The sequence below is a fragment of the Acidovorax sp. NPDC077693 genome (assembly GCF_044542805.1).
Lineage (GTDB): Bacteria > Pseudomonadota > Gammaproteobacteria > Burkholderiales > Burkholderiaceae_C > Acidovorax.
This window is the reverse complement of record NZ_JBITVD010000005.1, coordinates 154,126-172,238: the sequence shown is the minus strand read 5'-3', so window position 1 is coordinate 172,238 and position 18,113 is coordinate 154,126. Positions and strand designations below refer to the sequence as shown.

General features: G+C 67.2%; 19 protein-coding genes. 11 read left to right on the top strand and 8 right to left on the bottom strand.

Annotation, left to right across the window (positions count from 1 at the left end):
• Positions 1–32 precede the first annotated feature (32 nt).
• Positions 33–818, bottom strand: coding sequence for a transporter substrate-binding domain-containing protein (locus ACIGHN_RS08500; RefSeq protein ID WP_396504017.1), 786 nt, complete (start codon positions 816–818; stop codon positions 33–35).
• Positions 819–1,109: 291 nt separating this feature from the next.
• Here ACIGHN_RS08500 and ACIGHN_RS08495 point away from each other — a divergent pair, with 291 nt between their 5' ends.
• From ACIGHN_RS08495 to ACIGHN_RS08485, 3 genes are all read left to right on the top strand, one after another.
• Positions 1,110–1,358 (top strand): hypothetical protein, encoded by a 249-nt coding sequence (locus ACIGHN_RS08495; RefSeq protein ID WP_056170038.1) that lies wholly within the window; start codon positions 1,110–1,112, stop codon positions 1,356–1,358.
• A 144-nt stretch (positions 1,359–1,502) separates the two neighbouring features.
• A complete protein-coding gene (locus ACIGHN_RS08490) occupies positions 1,503–1,958 on the top strand; it encodes a helix-turn-helix domain-containing protein (RefSeq protein ID WP_396504016.1) in 456 nt (151 codons plus the stop codon).
• Positions 1,951–2,664: a nucleotidyl transferase AbiEii/AbiGii toxin family protein gene (locus ACIGHN_RS08485; protein ID WP_396504015.1), complete on the top strand. Its 714-nt coding sequence runs from the start codon at positions 1,951–1,953 to the stop codon at positions 2,662–2,664. The genes ACIGHN_RS08490 and ACIGHN_RS08485 overlap by 8 nt, the downstream gene beginning before the upstream one ends.
• Before the next feature lie 72 nt (positions 2,665–2,736).
• On the opposite strand, the gene ACIGHN_RS08480 is transcribed toward ACIGHN_RS08485, so the two are convergent.
• Entirely contained in the window at positions 2,737–4,032 is a 1,296-nt protein-coding gene (locus tag ACIGHN_RS08480; protein ID WP_396504014.1) for a phosphatidylserine/phosphatidylglycerophosphate/cardiolipin synthase family protein, read from the bottom strand.
• Positions 4,033–4,167: 135 nt separating this feature from the next.
• Here ACIGHN_RS08480 and ACIGHN_RS08475 point away from each other — a divergent pair, with 135 nt between their 5' ends.
• From ACIGHN_RS08475 to ACIGHN_RS08460, 4 genes are all read left to right on the top strand, one after another.
• Positions 4,168–5,103, top strand: coding sequence for a peptidoglycan DD-metalloendopeptidase family protein (locus ACIGHN_RS08475; RefSeq protein WP_396504013.1), 936 nt, complete (start codon positions 4,168–4,170; stop codon positions 5,101–5,103).
• A gap of 126 nt (positions 5,104–5,229) precedes the next feature.
• Positions 5,230–5,766: a pseudouridine synthase gene (locus tag ACIGHN_RS08470; protein WP_396504012.1), complete on the top strand. Its 537-nt coding sequence runs from the start codon at positions 5,230–5,232 to the stop codon at positions 5,764–5,766.
• 200 nt (positions 5,767–5,966) lie between these two features.
• The gene (locus tag ACIGHN_RS08465; RefSeq protein WP_396504011.1) at positions 5,967–6,377 is read left to right on the top strand and encodes a PaaI family thioesterase; all 411 of its coding nucleotides are present in this window, start codon (positions 5,967–5,969) and stop codon (positions 6,375–6,377) included.
• Between the two features lie 176 nt (positions 6,378–6,553).
• The gene (locus tag ACIGHN_RS08460) at positions 6,554–7,525 is read left to right on the top strand and encodes an IclR family transcriptional regulator (protein ID WP_396504010.1); all 972 of its coding nucleotides are present in this window, start codon (positions 6,554–6,556) and stop codon (positions 7,523–7,525) included.
• A gap of 281 nt (positions 7,526–7,806) precedes the next feature.
• Here the strand turns inward: ACIGHN_RS08460 and ACIGHN_RS08455 are convergent, their stop codons facing one another.
• The 4 genes from ACIGHN_RS08455 to ACIGHN_RS08440 form a co-directional block, all read right to left on the bottom strand.
• A complete protein-coding gene (locus ACIGHN_RS08455) occupies positions 7,807–8,781 on the bottom strand; it encodes a tripartite tricarboxylate transporter substrate binding protein (protein ID WP_056418914.1) in 975 nt (324 codons plus the stop codon).
• Positions 8,782–8,814: 33 nt separating this feature from the next.
• Positions 8,815–10,017: a CaiB/BaiF CoA transferase family protein gene (locus ACIGHN_RS08450; protein WP_396504009.1), complete on the bottom strand. Its 1,203-nt coding sequence runs from the start codon at positions 10,015–10,017 to the stop codon at positions 8,815–8,817.
• Positions 10,018–10,024: 7 nt separating this feature from the next.
• Positions 10,025–11,170, bottom strand: a complete 1,146-nt coding sequence (locus tag ACIGHN_RS08445; protein ID WP_396504008.1) for a MaoC family dehydratase N-terminal domain-containing protein — start codon at positions 11,168–11,170, stop codon at positions 10,025–10,027.
• 120 nt (positions 11,171–11,290) lie between these two features.
• Positions 11,291–12,844, bottom strand: coding sequence for an acyl-CoA synthetase (locus ACIGHN_RS08440; protein ID WP_396504007.1), 1,554 nt, complete (start codon positions 12,842–12,844; stop codon positions 11,291–11,293).
• 431 nt (positions 12,845–13,275) lie between these two features.
• On the opposite strand from ACIGHN_RS08440, the gene ACIGHN_RS08435 reads away from it, so the two are divergent.
• Positions 13,276–13,629 (top strand): dihydrofolate reductase family protein, encoded by a 354-nt coding sequence (locus ACIGHN_RS08435; protein WP_396504006.1) that lies wholly within the window; start codon positions 13,276–13,278, stop codon positions 13,627–13,629.
• 85 nt (positions 13,630–13,714) lie between these two features.
• Here the strand turns inward: ACIGHN_RS08435 and ACIGHN_RS08430 are convergent, their stop codons facing one another.
• Entirely contained in the window at positions 13,715–14,152 is a 438-nt protein-coding gene (locus tag ACIGHN_RS08430) for an Lrp/AsnC family transcriptional regulator (RefSeq protein WP_056423167.1), read from the bottom strand.
• A 131-nt stretch (positions 14,153–14,283) separates the two neighbouring features.
• Between ACIGHN_RS08430 and ACIGHN_RS08425 the strand changes: the two genes are divergently transcribed.
• Positions 14,284–14,823: an RBBP9/YdeN family alpha/beta hydrolase gene (locus ACIGHN_RS08425; protein WP_396504005.1), complete on the top strand. Its 540-nt coding sequence runs from the start codon at positions 14,284–14,286 to the stop codon at positions 14,821–14,823.
• Between the two features lie 57 nt (positions 14,824–14,880).
• On the opposite strand, the gene ACIGHN_RS08420 is transcribed toward ACIGHN_RS08425, so the two are convergent.
• The gene (locus ACIGHN_RS08420) at positions 14,881–15,543 is read right to left on the bottom strand and encodes a DUF2242 domain-containing protein (protein WP_396504004.1); all 663 of its coding nucleotides are present in this window, start codon (positions 15,541–15,543) and stop codon (positions 14,881–14,883) included.
• A gap of 604 nt (positions 15,544–16,147) precedes the next feature.
• Between ACIGHN_RS08420 and ACIGHN_RS08415 the strand changes: the two genes are divergently transcribed.
• Both ACIGHN_RS08415 and ACIGHN_RS08410 read left to right on the top strand, forming a co-directional pair.
• Complete coding sequence (locus tag ACIGHN_RS08415; protein ID WP_056170053.1) at positions 16,148–16,585, top strand: thermonuclease family protein; 438 nt, start codon at positions 16,148–16,150, stop codon at positions 16,583–16,585.
• Positions 16,586–16,754: 169 nt separating this feature from the next.
• Complete coding sequence (locus ACIGHN_RS08410) at positions 16,755–18,023, top strand: MFS transporter (protein WP_056418927.1); 1,269 nt, start codon at positions 16,755–16,757, stop codon at positions 18,021–18,023.
• The last annotated feature ends 90 nt before the right edge of the window (positions 18,024–18,113 follow it).

The window sequence follows — 18,113 nt, the reverse complement described above, 5'->3', positions numbered from 1 at the left end:
TCAGGCGGGCGCCACCATCGTCATCATCAATATCACTTGAGCCACTTGTCGGCGGCCTGCTTGAGCACGCCCCGGCTGTCCATCTGGCCCCAGACGAAGTTCATCACCCGGGTGTAGTCCGCATCGTCCTTGGGCAGCATGAAGCCCAGGTAGCTCTTGGGCGTGAGCGGTGCGTCGATGAAGGCGGCGTGAAGGCGCGGGTCGGCCTTGCTGTAGACCACGGCCTCGTAGGTCTCGGTGATCATCACGTCGCCCTTGCCTTCAGCGATCAGCGCAGGGATCTCGGCGTTCTTGTCGTGCGTGCTGACCTGCGCGGTCTTGAGGTTCTGCAGCACGAAGGTCTCGTTGGTGCCGCCGGGGTTCTTGATCACGCGCACCGTGGGCTTGTTCAAGTCGTCCACGGTGTTGTACTTGGCCTTCTCGGCCGAGCGCACCAGCGCCACCTTGCCGAAGGGCGCATAGCCCGGCAGCATCTCGATCAGGCGGATGCGCGCCACATTGCGCGTGATGCCGCCCACCGCGATGTCGAACTGGTCGGCCTGCAGGTCCTTCATCAGGTTGGGCCAGGAGGTCTGCACGTATTCGATCTTCACACCCAGCTCCTTGGCCATCGCCTCGATCACGTCGATGTCATGGCCCGAAAGGCCCGCGTCGGTCTTGATGGCAAAGGGCCGGTAGTCGCCCGGCGTGCCCACGCGGATGACCTTGGTCTCCAGGATCTTGTCGAGCCGGGGGCCGGCCTGCGCGGCCTGGCTGAAGAGGGACAGGCCCGCCACCAGGACGGTGGCAGCCACGGCGAGTGTTTTCTTGGTGATCATGATTTTTGAAGCGCTCCAGGAGGGGGGATGGACCAGCGTCCTTTGGGGGCCGCGCGGCAAACGCTGCACCGGCAGGACGCACAAAAAGAATACGCCAGCCACTAGCATCAACCATGCCGTGCAGGCGCCCAATGATGGCACCGGGCACGCACTGCCACCGTGCTGGGTTACCCTGCAAGCCCGATCCGCTGTTTCACCGGTGGATCATCATCCATGGATCGACCGTCGACCATGGCACTGCGAATCGATCGACCTGCCCTGCGCAGACGACCCCATCACACAAGGAACACCATGAAAAAACTCAACGTCACCATCCAGCTTGAAATGACCGTGCCCGACGACTGGCAGCTGGTCGAGACCTCCGAAGGCACGCCGGTGATCCAGATGGCCGAAGGCAAATTCCTGGACATCGCCATCGAGCCACTGTTCGCATCGGACCCGGAAGACATGTGGAGCAGCAGCGAGACCGATGATGAACTCAACGACGTGCTCGACATGGTGGAGAGCGAGGAAGTGGCGTACGAGTTTGTGACGCACTGACTCCACAGCACTTCGGCACTGCACGTCTTTGCTTTATAAATCGTTTCTCATTGTTGACAAAAATCGCATTTTGCAAATAATGAGAATCAAATGCCATCTCCAGCGCCTCTTGCCTCAGAGCACACTGCATCCCATCTGCAAGCCTTGGGCGAGCAACTGCGCGCCCGGCGCAAGGCCCTGCGCCTGAGCGCCACGGTCACAGCAGAATCTGCGGGTATATCGCGGGTTACCTTGCATCGCATCGAAAAGGGCGAACCTTCGGCGACCATGGGCGCCTGGTGCAACGTGATGAACGCGCTCGGCATGGTCCCGGCCCTGGTGGACCCTGCCAGCGGCTCTGCGGGTGCGCAGCTACCAGGAACATTGGCAGGCTGGATTCCCGCTCGCATCCGGCTGGCTGACTATCCCCAGCTCAAGGCGCTGGCTTGGCAGGTGCATGGAACCGATGCACTCACACCCACTGAAGCGCTCGATATCTACGAGCGCAACGCACGCCACCTCGACTTGAGCGCCATGGCGGACAACGAGCAGGCACTGCTGAAAGCGCTGCGCCTGGCTTTCTCGGCCGTTGGCGACGGTAACGCCATCCCCCATGTTTGACAGGCCGCACCACCAGCGCATTGCCCATGTGCTGGCATCCCTGAACGGCGCTGTCCTCCGTCAGCATGGCTGCCTGTTCGGCGGGGGCACCTGCATCGCACTGCGGTATGGCGAATACCGTGAGTCTGTGGACATCGACTTTCTGGTCTCCGACCTTGCAGGCTATCGCGAGCTGAGGCAACTGCTCACAGGCCCAGACGGGCTGGCACCTATCACCCACGAACACGCCACGCCGCTGGTTGCGCAGCGAGAAATACGTGCAGACCAATACGGCATCCGCACGCAGGTGCAGATGGACGGGCAGGCGATCAAGTTCGAGATCGTGCGCGAAGGCCGCATCACGCTCGCACCGCCAGGGCCCGAGGATGTGGTCTGCGGCGTCAGCACGCTCACCCCGCTGGACCTGGCAGCGTCCAAACTCCTGGCCAATTCGGACGGACAGGCCGATGACGGAGTCTTCAGCCGCGATGTGATCGACCTGGCGATGATGGACCTGCGGTTGCCCGCACTGCGCAAGGCAATGGCCAAGGCAGAAGAGGCGTACGGCACATCGATAGCGCGCGACCTGGGCAAGGCGATTGACCGGCTTCAGAACCGCGTGGGTTGGCTGGACCGCTGCATGCAGGCCATGGGTATGCACGGCAGCCCGAAGGCGGTGGTCTGGAAAAAAGTGCGCGCACTGCGCAGGGTTCTGCCAGCGGCGTAACCCCACATGCGCCGGTTACGGCATCTGCGCAAAGTCCACTGCGCTCGAGCGACAACCACGCCGACGCATCCCTTACAACTGCGAGCGCAGCAGCCCCGTCATCTTCTCGTGCAGCTTTTCGCGCAGCGGCCGCTCCAGCCAGTCTGCGTGCGTCACGCGGCGAGACCGCTTGATGTCGTCTTCGAACACGAGCGTCTGCCGCTGCGCGAACTTCGCGTCGTAGACGTTCAGGTTGGCCTCGTCGTTCAGGCGAAACGACCGGTTGTCGAAGTTGGTGGAGCCCACCGACACCAGCAGCTGGTCCACGATCATCACCTTGCAGTGGTACATGGTGGGGCGGTACTCGTAGATCTCGGCCCCGGCCTGCAACAGGTCGCCCCAGGTGGCGCGGGATGCGGCCTTCACGGTTTCGGTATCGGTGTGTTCGCCGGGGGTGACCAGGCGCACGCGCACGCCGCGTTTCAAGGCGTCCATCAGCAGGTTTTGCGTGAGCTCGTCGGGCACGAAGTACGCCACCGACAGGTCGATGCTGCGCTCGGCCGCGGTGATGGCCAGGTGGTACATGAGCTGCATGCTCTCGCTGCCGCTCGACGGCGAGCTGGAGAACATCTGCGCCTTTTGCGTGCCCACCAGCGCGATGGCCGGAAAGTACGCATCGCCATGCAGCACCTTGCCCGTGACCTTGAGCCAGTTGTCGAGGAACGTGGCCTGCATCTGCGCCACCGCCGGGCCGCGCACCAGGTAGTGCGAATCGCGCCAGTGGTCGGGGTTTTGCGCATTGCCGGTCCATTCGGGCGCAATGCCCACGCCACCGGTAAAGCCCACCTGCCCATCCACCACCAGCAGCTTGCGGTGGGTGCGGTTGTTCAGGCGCGCCAGGTTGTACCAGTGCGGCTCGTGGAACTTCTTGATCTGCACGCCCGCCTGCTCCATCTCGGCCAGGTAGCTGTCTTCCATCTTGGCGCTGCCCACCCAGTCCAGCAGCACATGCACCTGCACGCCGGCCTGGGCACGCTCGCTCAGCGCGTCGGCGAACTGCTTGCCGATGTCGCCCGACCAGTAGATGTAGGTTTCGAAGGTGACGCTCTTTTGCGCAGCCTTGATGGCTGCCAGCATGGGCGGAAAGATCTGGTCGCCGTTGAGCAGCTCGGTCACCTCGTTGCCCCCGACGATGCCGGGGCCCAGCAGGCTGCCCAGGGCGCGCTCGAACTGCGGGCTGGCGGTGCTGTAAAGCCGGGGCAACTCGTGCTGCACCTTCTTTTCACCGGCGGTGAAGTTCAGGGCCAACAGCACGGCAGCGCCGGTGACCAGTGCGGTCAGGAAGACGATGAGGGGGGTGGAGAAGCGGCGGGGGCCAGCGTGGGGCATGCAACAGATTGTGGCGGGGGGCCGTGCCGGACCATGTAGGCCGACACCGCAGCGGCGCGGCGGCACAATCGCCGGTACACGCCCTGCGCGTGCTGGCCCCCACTACCGACCCACTCAACGCCTTCATTGCCCACCGTGCCCCAGACCCACAGCCTCCTCACGCCCCGCCCCCTGCCCGCACTGACCCGCCGCAGCGCCTTGATCGGCGCAGGCGGCCTGCTGGCCTTGCCCGCCACCGGCTGGCTGCATGCCAAGCCCCTGCCGCCCGCGCCTGCCGTGTGGCCCCACGCACTGCCAGTGCCCGGCGGTGTGGCGCGGCTGTCGCTGGGCCCGGCGGCCACGCGGCCGGTGGCGCATGTGCGCCAGGGTGATGTGGATGTGCCGGTACTGGTGCTGGGCGATGCCATCGAGTGGACGGCCGTGGTGGGCATACCGCTGGCCGCAGAGCCGGGCGATGCCTTCATCACCGTGCAGCCCGCGGGCGGCAAACAACGCGAAGGCAGTGCGCGCCAGGTGCCGTACCGCATTGCGCCCAAACAGTACAAGGAGCAGCAGCTCAAGGTCGCGCCCGGCAAGGTGGACCTGTCGCCCGAAGACCAGGCCCGCTACGAGCGCGAGCGCGACCACCAGGCCGTGGTCGTGGCAGCCTTCACCGAACAGCCTGCAGGCCAGGCGCTGGCATCGCTGCGCATGCGCGTGCCGGTGCCGGGGCGGCGGTCCAGCTCGTTCGGGCTGCGGCGCGTGTTCAACGGCCAATCGCGCAATCCGCACAGCGGCATGGACATCGCGGCAGGCACGGGCACGCCCATCGTCGCGCCCCTTCCAGGCCGGGTGATCGACGTAGGCGACTACTTCTTCAGCGGCGGCAGCGTCTGGCTCGACCACGGCCAGGGCCTGCTGACGGTGTACGCCCACCTGAGCAGCATGGACGTGCGCGTGGGCGATATCGTGAAAACCGGAGAGGCATTCTGCAAGGTGGGTGCCACAGGCCGCGTGACGGGGCCGCACCTGCACTGGGGCGTGATGCTCAACCGCGCGATGGTAGACCCGGCGCTGTTCGTGCCGGCGTAGCCGGCTTTCGACCTCTCGACCTGTCAATCTGTCGCCGTACTCCATTGCCTACACTATGGATTTGATAGCTGCCAGCGCTTACCCAATGCGCGGTAGACACCTTTTTATTCAGAACGCTGCCACCGCATGACCTCGCGCCTCATCCGCTTCAACAAACCCTATGGCGTGCTGAGCCAGTTCACGGCCGAGGGCAAGTGGCAGGGCCTCAAGGACTACATCGACCTGCCCGGCGTGTACGTGGCGGGCCGGCTGGATGCGGACAGCGAAGGGCTGCTGCTGCTCACCAACGACGGCCCGCTGCAGGCCCGCATCGCCGACCCGCGCTTCAAGATGGAGAAGACCTACTGGGTGCAGGTGGAGGGCATCCCCGATGCCGCCGCGCTCGCCACGCTGTGCAGCGGCGTGGTGCTGAACGACGGCCCCACCCTGCCCGCCCGCGCGCGCGTGCTGGACCCGGCCCCCACGGTCTGGCCGCGCAACCCGCCCATCCGCGAGCGCAAGGCCATCCCCACCGCGTGGATCGAACTCGTCATCCGCGAAGGCCGCAACCGCCAGGTGCGGCGCATGACGGCCGCCGTGGGCTACCCCACGCTGCGGCTGATCCGCGCAGCCATCGGGCCGTACTCGCTGCAAGGGCTGGAGCCCGGCACCTGGGCCGACTGAGGCACCGGGCCCGCGCGGGAAAGTCACCGCGGCCCGGCGCAGCCACGGCTTGCACGGGGTGCAAAACGCTGCCCACCATCGCCGACCCGAAGGCTCGTACAGCAACAGCACAGCATCGCCTATTGTACTAATACAATAATATTTCAATCATACAATTGCTTCCAAGCCGCCTGCCAAGCCACCAGGCGAGAGGAGTCGCATTGCCTGATAACCCTTCACCCCCAGGCCCCGGCTGGAAGGCGCGCAGCCTGACAGGCTTCATCCAGCATGCCGGGCCGCTGTGGGCCCTGCGTGAAGAGCACGGCTGGGCCTACGGCTTGGCCGTGGGGCCGCAGCACACCAACCCCGCAAGGTCGGCCCATGGCGGCGCCTTGCTGACCCTGATGGACCACACGCTGAGCACCGTGGCGTGGGAGGCGTGCGACCGCACCGCCTGCGTCACGCTGCAGCTCGACTCGCACTTTGTAAGTCCTGTGCGGCCGGGCCAGTTCGTCGAGGCGCGCGCGGCCGTGCTGCAGCGCACCGGCAGCCTGGTCTTCATGCGCGGCGAACTGCGCGCGGGCGAAAGCCTGGTGCTCACCGCCCACGCCCTCATGAAGGCGTTGAAGTGATGGCGCCGAAGCAAAGCCGTTGACGTAAAGCCGTTGAAGTGAAGCCCCTGACCGTGCCACGGCTGGGGCGTCACCCTTGAAGTAAACCAACCTGCCGCGGATCGCGGTGGCCTGCAGCCCCTCTGCTGCGGCTCTTCGTCTGCCAGCCCGCTGTAACCCCGACCCAGGAGCACGTCATGGACATTCCCGCCCCCCACAGCCTGATGGCCCTGTTCGGCGCCCCGCTGCACCCTGGCCCTGCCGACGCACCTGCGGACGGCGCGACGGGCGGTGCGGCAAGCCGGGGCGCAAATGGGTTTACCCTCGCCGGGTCGAAGCTCACGAACTCCCCCATGGCCACCCGCTCCCAGTCCGCCTTGCCGCCCGCCGCAACCCCGCCCGCCAAGGGTGTGCGCGTGCGGCCCGTCCCGGCCGTCACGCGCTCCATCGCCATCCTGCGGCTGCTGGGCGAGCACAAGCAGCCGCTCACGCTCAAGACCGTGGCGCAGGAGCTCGACCTGGTGCCCAGCACCTGCCTGCACATCCTGCGGGTGCTGGTGTCGGAAGACCTGGTCACGCTCGACCCGGCCACCAAGCGCTACGCCCTGGGCACCGGCATGATCAGCCTGGCCCGCAGCGTGCTGGAAGGCGGCGGCTTCACGCAGCTGGTGCAGCCCGTGCTCGACCGCCTGGCTGCGCAATTCGGCGTGACGGCCATGGGCGTGGAGATCACCGCACGGCAGACGGTGATGGTGCTGGCGCTGTCGCGCTCCAGCCAGCCGTTTCGGGTGCATACCGATGTGGGCAGCCAGTTCGAGACACTGGTCAGCGCCACCGGGCGGCTGATCGCGGCCTACAGCGGCGAGACCTGGCCAGCGCTCAAGGAAAAATTCGCCCGCGTGGTCTGGGACCAGGCCCCGACCTACACCACCTGGAAGAAAGAGGTCGAGCTGACCCGCTCGCGCGGCTGGAGCCTGGACCGCGACAACTTCATGGCCGGCATCACCGTGGTGGCCGTGCCGGTGTTCGCGCCCGGCGGCCGGCTGGTGCACACGCTCGTGGTGGTGGGCCTGAGCAGCCAGATGGGCGCCGCCGTGGTGCAGCAACTGGCCCAGGTGATGCAGCGCGAGGCTGCGGATCTGTCGCGCCTGGTGGGCGGCGCGGGCTGATGGGCGCTGCACACTGCCTTACCGCCTTTCCGCCGTCTCACCGTTTGCCCTGAGCGTGTCGAAGGGCAGTCACGAGACGTGCCCAGGCTTCGACAAGCGCAGCCCGAACGGGTGGGGGTGTTGAAAGCATCAGGGGGACCCTGAATCCACGGGCGTTCCATCGTCCTGGCGATACCCACCGTTCACCCCACCAGCTTGTCGAAGGGCTGCCACGAAGGCGCCCAGGCTTCGACAGACTCAGCCCGAACGGATCGGAGCGATGCCCACCACGAGCGGCAACCTCAATCCGCCCGGATCCCCGCTGCCTTGATGATCGGCGCCCAGCGCTGGCGCTCCCGCTTCGCAAAATCATGCAGCGACGCCGCCGTGCCCCCGGCGGGCTCGAAGCCCAGCTCCAGCAGGCGCTGGCGCACCTCGGGCCGGGCCAGCACCCTGTTGACGGCGGCGTTCAGGGCGCCTGTCACTGCCGCAGGCGTGCCCTTGGGGGCATACAGCGCGTTCCAGGCGATGAACTCGAACCCCGCGTAGCCTTGCTCGGCCACCGGCTTGACGCCCGGCACCAGGCTGCTGGCCGTGGCCGACGTCACCCCCAGGGCGCGCAGCTTGCCCGCGGCGATGTGGGGCCGCAGCGCCAGGGGCGTATCGATGACGGCCGGCAACTGGCCGCCCAGCACATCCGTCACCGCATTGCCCGAGCCTTTGTACGGTACGCCGAACAAGGGCACTGCAGAGCGCTCCTTCAAGAACTCGACCACCAGTCGCGCCGAGGTGCTGGGCATGGCGATGTCGGCCGAGCGGGGCGCGCGCTTCACGGACTCCAGCAGGTCCGCCACCGAGTGATGGGGAGCGCCCGCGCCCACCGCCATCACCATCGGGAAGGTGCCTACCATGGCGATGGGCTCGAAGTCCTTCTCGGGGTCGAACGCCAGCCGGGCGTACAGGAACTGGTTGAGCACGTGCGTGGCATTGGTACCCATGGTCAGCGTGTAGCCGTCGGGCACGGCCTGGGCCGTGAGCTCGGTGCCCAGGTTTCCACCCGCACCCGCCTTGTTCTCGACGACGATGGGCTGGCCCAGCTCCCGGCCCAACTGCTCCCCCAGGAAGCGCGTGGCCACGTCCGTGCCCTGCCCGGCGGCATAGGCCACGATGATCCGAATGGGCTTGGTGGGGTAGCCGGGCGCGGGGGCCTGCGCATGGGCAGTTCCGAACGTCCACACCACACTGGCAGCCGTCATGATGGCAGCGATGGTTCGCATGCTTGTCTCCTGTATTTTTTTGTGATCTGCCCGTCAGGCAGAGGGAGCGCGGGCGTCGCCGCGGCGGTACATCTCTCCCCTTTGGGCTTCATTGAAACCGAGATCGGCCAGCACCTCGTCGGCATGTTGGCTGAAAACCGGTGGCGGCGCACCGGGCACAGCCGGGGTACCGTACAGCCGCGCCGGGCCGCGCAGCGCCGTGAACGTGCCCTGGCGGATGACCATCTGCCGGTGCGCGCAGTGCGCCTGGGCCAGCGCCTGCGGCACGTCGTTGACCACCCCGGCCGGCACGCCCACGCGCATCAGCGCCTCGCACAGCGGCTCGCAGTCGTGCGCGGCAATCGCGGACTCGATGATGTCCTTGAGCGCCTGGCGGTGTGCGATGCGGTCTGCGTTGGCGTGGAACCGCGCATCGTCCGGCAGGCCGGGGCGCCCGATGTGCTGGCTGAACCGGCGAAACTGCCCATCGTTGAGGATGCCGATGAACACATGCCCGTCCCGCGCCCTGAACTTGTCGTACGGGGCGATGTTGGGGTGCGCGCTGCCCAGCAGCCCCGGCGCCTTGCGCGACGCGAACCAGTTCGAGGCGTGGGGCAGCAGCAGGCTCAGCGCGGTGTCGTACAGCGTGGCTTCCACCCGCTGCCCCGCGCCGCTCTGCTGCCGGCTGCACACGGCCATCAAAATGCCCGTGAGCGCCACATAGCCCGTGAGATGGTCCACGATGGGAATGCCCATGCGCGTGGCGCCCGTGGCCGACTCTCCGTTGATGCTCATCAGGCCGCACTGCGCCTGCAGCACCGCGTCGTAGCCTGGCAGGCCGCCCAGCGGGCCGTCACGGCCAAAGCCCGAGATGGCGCAGTAGATGAGGCGCGGGTAGCGCGCGGCCAGCGCCGCTTCGTAGCCCAGGCCCCACTTCTCCATGGTGCCGGGCAGAAAGTTCTCCACCAGCACATCGGCATCCTGCAGCAGGCGGTGCAGCACCTCTTGCGCGGCGGGCTGGCTCAGGTCCAGGCTGATGGCCTTTTTGCCGCGGTTGAGCGCGGCAAAGTAGGCCGAGTGGCCGCTGTCGTCGTAGGGCGGGCCCAGGTGGCGCGTCTCGTCGCCGCCGGGCGGCTCGATCTTGACCACCTGGGCGCCGTTGTCGGCGAGCATCTGGGTGCACAACGGGCCGGCGAGCACACGGGTCAGGTCCACCACGCGCAGGCCGTGCAGCGCCGGGGCGCTGACGCTTGTCATGCTGCAGCTACCCGCGCCGTGGCAACACCACCACGCCGCTGCCGAGCACCGAGAGCTCGCCGTCCTGGTTGTGCGCCTCCTGCGTGATCTCGACCAGGTGCTTGCCGCCCTCCTCGAACTTGCGCGTGACCTTGCCCTTGATGAACAGCATGTCGCCCTCAGGGTTGTGGCGGCGGATCTTGCAGCTGGCCTTGTGCAGGAAGCCCGCGTCGCCCATCCAGTTGGTCAGGTGGTGGGTGAGCCACGATGTGCGCTCCGGGCCGTAGTCGTACGCGCCGGGCGCGCCCACTTCGAGCGCGAAGTCTTCTTCCCAGTGCACGCGCTCTGGCACGTCCGGAATGCCGAAGCGGTTCTTGATGCCCACGCCCGGGTGCGCATCGATCAGCTTCCAGGCCAGCTTGTTGGCGCGGATGTACAGGCCGCCCCAGCCCTGCGCATAGGCGATGAAGCCCGTCACCGTCATCGGGCCCTTGAACATGGTGGGCAACTCGTCGCCCACGTTCACGTCGTCCCAGTAGCGGGGGGTGGCGCCGCGCACTTCCTCGTTGCGGTAGAGCTTGTAGGCCTCGCCCAGCTCCTCGTCGGTGTACTGGCGCGGGCCGCGTTCGCGCACATTCTGGTACTTGCTGCCCTGCTCGCGCGCATGGTCGCGTTCGGTGCGAAAGCACCAGCTGTCGGCCTCGGCCACCTTGTCGCCGTCCTGGTTGAAGAAGTCCACGTGGTAGATCTGCTGGATGGCGCGGCCGGCAAAGCGGGTCTGGTGCTCGATCAGGTCCTTGAGGGATGCTTCGGTGGATATCACGTCGTTGCGGCGCACGGGCTTGTGCCAGGTCCAGTCCGCACCCGACCACATGGCGTGCACGCCCGGCAGCCCGCCCACATAGCCCGACACGATGCGGCTGGTGGCGAACAAGAAGCTGGGCAGCGCCACGATGCCGCCGTAGTGGCTCTTGGCCGCGTAGTCGGGGTCGCACCACAGCGGGTTGTCGTCGCCGATGCCGTGCGCATAGTGGCGGATGTTGTCGCGCGTGGCCTCGTAGCACCAGGGTTCGGCCGTCTGGCCGATCTTGGTACCGATGCGTTCGCGCAGTTCGTCAAGGCCGCTGTCGGTGATCTTGGGAAAGCTGCGCTGCGGCGTGGTGGCGGTGGACATGGTGAAGTCTCCTTGGGTTGTGGATGGGCGAAAACGGGGAAGCAACGGAAAGCGAAAAAGGAGGGGCGAAGAAAAGGGAAAGCACAGAGGGGAAGCACAGAGGGGAAGCGGGGCAGCCGCTCAGGCCACGGCGGCGGCGGCCTCGCGCTCGCGCAGCACCTTGCGGTGCACCTTGCCCGCAGGGGTTTTGGGCAGCTCCGCCACGAAAGCGATGTGGCGCGGGTACTCGTGCTGGCTGAGCTTGGTCTTGACGAGGCCCTGCAGCTCTTCGACGAAGCCGTCGCTGCGCGCGCGGTGCGACACGACGAACGCCTTGACCACCTGGCCGCGCAGTGCGTCGGGCACGCCGATCACCGCCGCTTCGAGCACGTCCTCGTGCATGAGGATCACGTTCTCGATCTCCACGGCGCTCATGGTCCAGCCGGCGGAGATGATCACGTCGTCGGCACGCCCGCCGTGAAAGAAATAGCCGTCCGCGTCGGTGCGGCCCAGGTCCTTGGTCGGTATCCACTGGCCGCGCCGCAGCACCATGAGCTGGCCCGTGGTGCCGGGCGGGCACACCGTGCCGTTGGCGTCGTGCACCTCGACACGCGTGCCGGGCACGGCCTTGCCCAGGGACCCGCGCTGGACCGGAAAGTCCGTTGCACCCGGATAGCTGGCCAGCACGACCCCGATCTCGGTGGTGCCGTACATGCTGCAGACTTCGAGACCGAAACGCTGCTGCACGAAGTCGGCCGTATCGTCGTCGATGGGCTCGCCGGTGAACGAGAGCTTGTCGAAGTGGTAGCTGTGGTCGCCCGCCTTGCCGCAGTTCTTCATCATGCGGTAGTGCGTGGCGGCGGCCGACATGTTGGTGAAGCGATGCACCGACAGCGCCTGCAGCAAGCGCTCGGCGCTGAAGCGGCCGCTGTAGCTGCCAATGGTCAGGCCCAGCGCCAGCGGCGCCAGCGTGCCGTGCCACAAGCCGTGCCCCCAGGCAGGTGACGACGGGCACATGAACCGGTCGCCAGGCCGCAGCCCCGTGCCGTAGAGCGCGGCCACCATCAGCGTGACCAGCGCCTTGTGCGTGTGCTTCACGGCCTCGGGCAGCTCCCGCGTGGTGCCGGACGTGTACTGGAACACGGCCAGGTCGTCGGCCTGCGATGTGCTGGTGTAGGTGGCCGGCAGCGCCTGCAGTTGTTGCCACAGGGCGCCGTCGAACACTTCGAACGTCGTGGTGCCCAGGCCCGCGACAACCTCGCGCTTTTCTTCGTTGGTGATGAGCAGGCTGGGCTTGCAGTCTCCTACCCGCAACCGCACGCCGTCGGGCCCGAACAGGGTGAACAGCGGCACGGCGATGGCACCCCGCTTGATCACGCCGAACATGGCCGTGTAGAAGGCCCGCGAGGGCTCCAGCATGATCGCCACGCGGTCGCCGCGCTGCACGCCGCGGCCTTCCAGGTAATGCGCGAACCGGGCGGAGTCCTGCGAGAGTTCGTCGAAGGTGATGGTCTCGTCCACGCCGTCCGCGCGGCAGACGATCACCGCGTCGCGGCCCTGGCCGGCGTGGCGGTCCACGCACTCGTGGGCGATGTTGAAAGCGCTGCGGTCCCCGTCAAAAAGATCCCACAGGCGCTCGGCCGCGAAGTGGCTCTGGGCGTCGGCAAAAGTCGTGTACTCGGTCAGGCGTTTCATGGCTGCAGGGGCTCCGTGTGGCGGTGCATGCAGTCTCGATTCTTCGGGTTTTATTGTCAAATACGACCATCAATTGTCTCAATACAATTTTTTGAACCATTGATGACCCACCCGATGGCGCTTATCCGCGTGCCCGCGCGATCCCTGCGGCGCTGCGTTTCGCCTGCCACCCCGCTGCCCTTCAGGGCCGGCACTGCATGGATCGCACTTCATTGCTGCCAGCCCGCCCTAGGGATCCTCTGCACGCATCGAGCTGCCAAGCGTGCACTGCGGATCGGGATGGAGTGCAAGGCGCAAAACGCAGCCATAGCCGTAGCTATTGCGAGTATTTGCAACGCCGCAGGCCGCCCGAGACTGCCGATGCACACGGCGCGATGATTCGTGCAGAGGGTCCCTGGAGTGCCGGGCTGACCTAGACACGCAGGAACGTCATGACGACGCAGTTCTACGGCGCGTGCAGCCTGGACGGATTCATCGCCACGCCCGACCACGACCTGAACTGGCTGCTGCAGTTCGGCGAGATCGAAGGCTCCAGGTACCCCGCTTTCATCCGCGATGTGGGCGCGCTCGCCATGGGTTCGCACACCTGCGAATGGATGCTGCAACACGCCATCGGCGCAGGCCTGCTGAACGAGTTGATCGTGCAGGTCGCACCGGTCACGCTGGGCGCGGGCGCGCCGCTGCTGCCGCGGCGGATCACGCAGCCGGCGGCCCTGCGCCTGCAGTCGGTGGCCACGCTGGGCGGCCTCTTTGCGGAGCTGCGCTACGCGGTGCAGCGGCCCTGATTCGCGCGCTGCCCATTGCTATGCTTTGTATAGCTGGTAGCGCTTTATCAGCAAGCGGTAGCGGCCTTTTTGGCTCCAACGACGCTCAGTCCAGCGCCACCGTTTTGCTCACCGGGTGGGACAGCACCAGCGACGTGGACACGCTGCCGTGCGCAGCCAGTGCGTCCACCACGCGCTCCAGGTCCGCGGGCTGGCCGAAGGCGCAGCGCACCACGAAGCAGTCTTCGCCCGTGACGCGCACGGCGTCCAGCACCTCGGGCATGGACTGGAACAGCTGCACGTAGCGCTGGATGTGTTCGTGCGTGGTGCGCACCCGCACCACGGCCTGCAGGCCCAGGCCCACCGCCGCCAGGTCGATGCGGGCCGCGTAGCCGGCGATCACGCCCGCGTCTTCGAGCTTCTTCACGCGCTCGCTCATCGCGGGCTGCGACAGGCCGATCTGCTTGCCCAGCGCCGACAAACTCTGCCGCGCATCGCGCTGCAGCGCCATGAGGATCTGCCGGTCTTTCTTGTCCAGTTCCACGTGCAAGGTCCTTTGCCAGCAGGCGATGAGTTCAAGGTTTGGGGGCACGCTTTTCGATGATGTCCCCTGGCGGGGGACGCGCGCGTTGCCTATCGTAGGCGGTCTTTCAACACATCAAGAAGCATCACGCCATGCGCCCTGTCCTGCTCATGCCCGGCATCCACAACTCCGGTCCCCTTCACTGGCAATCATTGTGGCAAGCGCAGCATGCCGGCGTCTCGCGCGTACAGCAGGCCGACTGGGACCACCCCGTGTGCAGCGACTGGGTGCAGGCGCTGGACGCTGCCGTGGCCCGCGCGAGCGAACCGCCCATCCTGGTGGCGCACAGCCTGGGTTGCCTGGTGGCAGTGCACTGGGCGGCCTTGAGCACCAGGCCCGTGCACGCCATGCTGCTGGTGGCTGTGCCCGACCCGCTGGGGCCGAACTTCCCGGCCGATGCGCAAGGCTTTGCGCCGCTGCCGGGCGCCCTGCTGCCGATGCGGCGCCTGACGCTCATCAGCAGCACCAACGACCCCTACTCCACGCCGGATTTTTCAGCGCAGCGCGCCTCGGCATGGGGTGCCGAGCATGTGGTGCTGGGCGCGGCAGGCCACATCAATGCCGACAGCGGCGTGGGCGCATGGCCGCAAGGGTGGGGCCATGTGGAGCGCTGGCGCGCGCAGGCAGTCTGAGAACGCAGCGCACGCAGTCAAGGCTGGCGCGGGTGGCACAGAACCACCGCAGTGGGCTCAGCCGCCCAGCGCCTGTGCCTGGTCGATGATGAGGTAGCGCTTGACCAGGTCGAAGAAGCTTTCGTAGAACGTGTCCTTGGAGATCGTCTCGCTGCCCACCTTGACCATCGATTCGCTGCTGGCCGACAGCGGCAGCGACACCGAACCGATGGCGCCCACCCCCAGGCTGGCGGAGTTGTTGGTCTTGCGCAGCGCATAGGTGTCCTGCAGCGCGGTGACGAAGCCCAGGCTCACCTTCCCGTCGCTGGCCTCGGGCACGCAGACCACACGCACGACCATCTGCAAATGCGATTCGGCCTCGGGCTGGAAGCTCTTCTTGCCTTCCACCAAATCTGCGCTGCTCGACGAGATGATGTAGCCCTGGCTCAGCAGCGCCCGGCGCGACGCCTCGCAGGTCTGGGCGGGCGTGGCGTCGAACATGCGCGAGTAGGTGCTCACCGAGCCAAAGCTTTCCTGCACGCCGAAGGTCTTCACGTTGGTGCCTACGCAGCCGGCCAGCAGCAGCGCCCCGCCCGCCAAGACGGCGGCGGCAGCGCTGCGCACGGCGGGCCCCCAACAGCCCGTGTCGAGGGGAGAGGCCGTCAGCGACGGCGCCGGTTGGCATGCAAGGCTGGGCAACAGGTGGTCCTGGTTGTGTGTCTGGATCTGGGTCTGTGTCATGTCGTTCTCACCAATTCCGTATGGCGCTGGCAGGGGCCCGCAGCAGGGCGGCCCGCCCCGCTTGCTCTGACGGCGCGTGCCACACCGGGTTCCATGATTCTAGAAACTCCGGACTGCGGCGCACGCGGGATGCTGCACTGCACTATGCCGCCAGCGGAGCCACGCAGCCGTCAGGAAAAGGCGACTGAACGTATCAATTTGCACCGTCGGCCCACGGGGGCGGCCCCAACGCTCCTGAAAAGATAGCTTGCGGCCCTTTGCCAAAAAGCGTGCGCGCCACTTACTCACGCGCCTGGAGGGCCATGGCGAGTTATGCCCGTCGGATGTGCAACAAGCTGTGGATAAATCCGGGGACAAGCCCCGGAACCCGCACCAGCACTGACGCGCGACGCGTTGCCTAAAAAACGGTCAGCCGTAGCGTCCCCAGCAAGCAAGGTGCGCCTTGCACGCCTTTGTTACGGCAGGACACGGCATGTCCGAGACGTCCAGCAGCTATACTATTGATAGCTAATCGCGCTGACCCATCCTGCGGTGGAGCGTGAATCACCCCTGAATCCCAAGCGCTGCGCTGTGTCGCCAGCGCTCGAACCTGCCCACCCCCACCGTGCCCCTTGCCACCCTGCTCTGCCTGGTCGTCGCCATCAGCGACGGCGACACACTCACGGCCCGCTGCGGCACGCCCGGGGCCTACCAGCAGGTCAAGGTGCGCGTGGCCGCCATCGACGCGCCGGAGTCGCGCCAGGCGTTCGGCCAGAAGTCGCGGCAAAACCTGGCGCGGCTGTGCTTCAAGCAGCGCGCCGCGCTGCAGCCGGTGGATGAGGACAGCTACGGGCGCACGGTGGCCAACGTGCGCTGCGGCGGCACCGACGTGGCCACGGCCCAGGTGCGTGCGGGCCTGGCCTGGGTGTACACGCCGTATGCCAGCGCCCACCCGCACCTGGCGCCCCTGCAGCGGCAGGCGCGCAGCAGCAGCACGGGCCTGTGGTCGCAGCCACGCCCGCTGGCACCGTGGGACTACCGGCACCGCCGCAGCCGGCATTGAAGGTGGCTGCGACGCCTGCAGCGTTGATGGCTTGCGTCGGCCGGTTTCTGCGGGTCTTTACCTCGCCGCCCGGCAAACGCGCGGCTAAGCCAGTAGCATCGAAGGGTCTTTCCCCCGGCCCCTGCGGCACGCTCTGCGGCCGGCCGCCCTGCCTGCCTTTCGCCTTTTCATGACAGCCCCCCAACCCACCCTTGCGGCACCCGATGCCGAGACGGCCAGCGTCTACCGCCATTCCGGCTTCATCTCGTTTCTGATCGCCCGGGTGGTGGCCGTGGTGGCCACGCAGGTGCAGGCGGTGGTGGTGGCCTGGCAGGTGTACGACCTGACGCGCGAGCCGCTGGCGCTGGCCTATGTGGGCCTGGCGCAGTTCCTGCCCATGCTGTGCCTGCTGCTGCCGGCAGGCGACCTGATCGACCGGTTCGAGCGCAAGCGCATCCTGGCCATCAGCTGGTCGGTGGGCGGCGTGTGCAGCGCGCTGCTGTGGTGGCTGTCGGGCCACGGGGCCAGCGGGGTGGCGGGCATTTATGCGGTGCTGGTGCTGTACGGCTGCTCGCGCGCCTTCTCGGGCCCGGCCATGCAAAGCCTGCTGCCGCAGATCGTGCCCCGCGCCCAGCTCGCGCAGGCCATTGCGGCCAACAGCATGCTCATGCGCGTGGCCAGCATCGGCGGGCCGCTGCTGGGCGGGCTGCTGTATGCGCTGGGCGGCGGCGAGCTGACGTACGCCGTGTGCTGCGCGTGTTTTGCGCTCGGCGTGGTGCTGCTGCTGCGCGTGGTGGTGGCGCACGCCACCGCGCCCGGCCCCACGCAGGGCACGATGTTCGAGCGCTTTGGCGCGGGCATCACCTTCATCCGCACGCGGCCCATCATCCTGGGCACGATCTCGCTCGATCTGTTTGCCGTGCTGCTGGGCGGCGTGATCGCGCTGCTGCCCATCTACGCCCACGAGGTCCTGCACGTGGGCCCCACGGGCCTGGGGGCGCTGCGCAGCGCCATGGCCGTGGGCGAGGTGAGCGCGGGGCTGTACCTGAGCATGCGCCCCTTCAACCGCCACGTGGGGCGCACCATGTTCATCGCCGTGGCGGTGTTCGGCGCGGCCAACCTGGTGTTTGCGCTGTCCACGGTGTTCTGGCTGTCGTTCGCAGCGCTGCTGGTGGCGGGTGCGGCCGACATGGTCAGCGTCTACATCCGCGGCGCGCTGGTGCAGTTCTCGACCCCCGACACCATGCGCGGGCGGGTGAACGCGGTGAACATGCTGTTCATCGGCTCGTCCAACGAACTGGGCGAGTTCCGCGCGGGCACCAGTGCGGCGTGGCTGGGCGCAGTGCCGGCCGCCATCGTGGGCGGCCTGTGCACGCTGGGCGTGGTGGCGACCTGGGCCACGGTGTTCAAGCCGCTGCGCAAGGTGGACAAGTTCGAGGAAGCCGCGCAGGCACGGTAGCTCCGCCGGGCCGCGCAGTGCGGGCTCGACATGGCCGACCGCTACAGCTGCTCACAACCTTCGGCGCGTTTGTATCGCGTGGGTAAAACC